At 44.6% G+C, this 2,318-nt stretch carries 2 protein-coding genes; one reads left to right on the top strand and one right to left on the bottom strand.

Annotated features, from left to right (window positions below):
• A partial coding sequence (locus ACTXGO_RS12615) for an Lnb N-terminal periplasmic domain-containing protein (protein WP_443574778.1) occupies window positions 1-954 on the bottom strand: 954 nt, incomplete at its 3' end.
• A gap of 278 nt (window positions 955-1,232) precedes the next feature.
• Between ACTXGO_RS12615 and ACTXGO_RS12610 the strand changes: the two genes are divergently transcribed.
• Window positions 1,233-2,132, top strand: coding sequence for a transporter associated domain-containing protein (locus ACTXGO_RS12610; RefSeq protein WP_317200096.1), 900 nt, complete (start codon window positions 1,233-1,235; stop codon window positions 2,130-2,132).
• The last annotated feature ends 186 nt before the right edge of the window (window positions 2,133-2,318 follow it).

Genomic DNA, 2,318 nt, shown 5'->3' with positions numbered 1-2,318 from the left:
ACGCGCCATATAAAAGATAATATTGGTGCAGTTACTCACCAAAGTGTTGTACCAAGCAGGCTTGGCATTAAGCTCATCTGCAGCAGTCAAATAAGACTCAAAAAGAGCTTGGACTTCATGTCGTTGCAAATGGCTAATAGGAAACAGATACACCTGCTCGCCGCGCGCGTTGCTACGAGTATAGATGATATCACGCTCCTCAGAGGCAATAAGGCTTAGCTCATAACGACGAAAAAATCCAGCCAGCGCTGAGAACGACTCACCCTCTTCTTTACGAATCTCAAATGAAAACGATAGCGGCTTGTCATCCTCAAAGCGAAAACTGACCAAGGTATGGGCGATCAGTGGCCCCATCCAATAAGAGTTGGATACATCGATACCAGATAGTTTAGACATATCGACCACTCGCGTCTCCCAGCGCTCGGTGGCATCGACATCGGTGTGCCAATCAAAGTTACGTACGTTGTAAAAGGTAATAAGGTTAGGGTTATTGATATCACGCTCATAGGTGACCCTTTGGCTCACCTCAGGCATCCAGTCGCGCTCTTGTTTGGGTTCAATAGAAAAAAACCAACTCAGACCGATTATCCATACTACGCCATAGCTAACAGCGAGTAGTCTTCTGGTCTTTTTGGGATCTATAGAGTGCTCGCCAGCTTGATTCGTCACCTTGTTAATGAGCTTTGATAAGTACTTTATCGACAGCAAAGGTATGAGTAAGCCCAAGGTGATAGCAGTTACCATCCAAGTGATTGGATGGTACGCGCCGAACTGATACCAAATTGCGAGCAGTAACCAAACGGCAGATAGGATAAGCGTCAGTGCAATCAAAACCCGTACCAGATAGTGCCACCATCTCAGGTTTGAGCGTCGATTATCCGGCCCCTTATTAGGCGTAGAGCTGTCAGTGGTACGATATGATAATAGACGAGTAAAAAACGAGCGTAGTGACATAAGCGTTGAGTAACTCGGTAAAGGGGTGATGACAATGTGTCTGACACGTTATGAAGTTTATAACACACTGACAATACAATTTGGATAAATTTGTCGTTGAATGTCGGTGAGCCTTACGATAAAGTGAAGCTAATTTCAAAACGTCATTTGTTTACAGTTATACACATAGAATCCTTTACTTCGTTGTAATTACATCCTTTAGGTCCCATTACTAAAGGCTACTAAGTTAGATACGACTTATTTTAAGATCATCAACCAAGAGGTTAAATCACATCACCATGTCTGACGACACACCTAGCCCGAGTAGTTGGTCGATGCGCGGCCTAAAACGCTGGCTATCGACCGCCCCTGAAACCCGTGATGAATTGATCGGTTTGGTTCAACAATCGCGTCAATTCTTAGAGCCTGATACAGTAGATATGTTAGAGGGCGTTTTGGATCTACCTGCCACTCAAGTGCGCGAGATTATGACGCCGCGTCCGCAAGTTGTCGGTCTCCATGAGAGTACGAGTCTGGCTGAGGTGATGGATATCATCCTCGACACTACCCACTCGCGCTATCCGGTGTTCGATAGTCAAGATGATGATGCGGTCATTGGTATATTACTTGCCAAAGATCTGATTCCCATTTTAGTGCATATGCTACGCGACCAAGATGACAAAATCGATAGTAAACGTTTAAAGGACTTAGTGCGCCAGCCACTATACATCAGCGAAAACGCCCGCTCTGATACCTTGCTGCGCTCCTTACAAAGTACGCAGGTGCATATGGCGATTGTAGTTGATGAGTTTGGCAACTTTGGCGGCGTGGTTACGATGGAGGACTTGTTAGAGGAAATCGTCGGCGACATCGTTGATGAGCACGATGACTTTGATGAAGACAGTGACATCAATAATATCGTCCCTGATCCTGATAAGCCTAATACTTGGCGAGTACAAGCCTCGACTGTGATAGAGGATTGTAACGATGAGCTGGGTACTCAATTTGATGATACTGATGTCGATACGATGGGTGGCCTTGTGATGCAGACTTTGGGCTATGTTGGCGACCTAGAAGGCGAGAGCGTCAAAATAGACGACTGGCAAATCACCATCACCGATGTTGAAGGGCGCTTTATTCAAAATTTAGAGCTGACCAAAGTCGGCGGCGAGCAAAAGATATTGATTGGTAGTCATTGAGCACAATGTTAATAATTAAAAAAACACGATTGCGATCGTGTTTTTTTTGCATTTTAAAAAGTTATGTTACCGCTTATTTGTTGTACGACTGCGCTTATGTCTCTATTGCTTCAATTGAGACATTATCTGCTATGATAGGCGGATTTTATTATCGCCACTTTTTGGGTTTTGGATACTTGTATGCGC

The organism is Psychrobacter sp. T6-1, assembly GCF_052258445.1.
This window is presented reverse-complemented; position numbering and strand designations above follow the sequence as displayed.

Bases quoted from the DNA above. Each gene is read 5' to 3' on its own strand.
- ACTXGO_RS12610 (WP_317200096.1), top strand. From the start codon at position 1,233: ATGTCTGACGACACACCTAGCCCGAGTAGTTGGTCGATGCGCGGCCTA.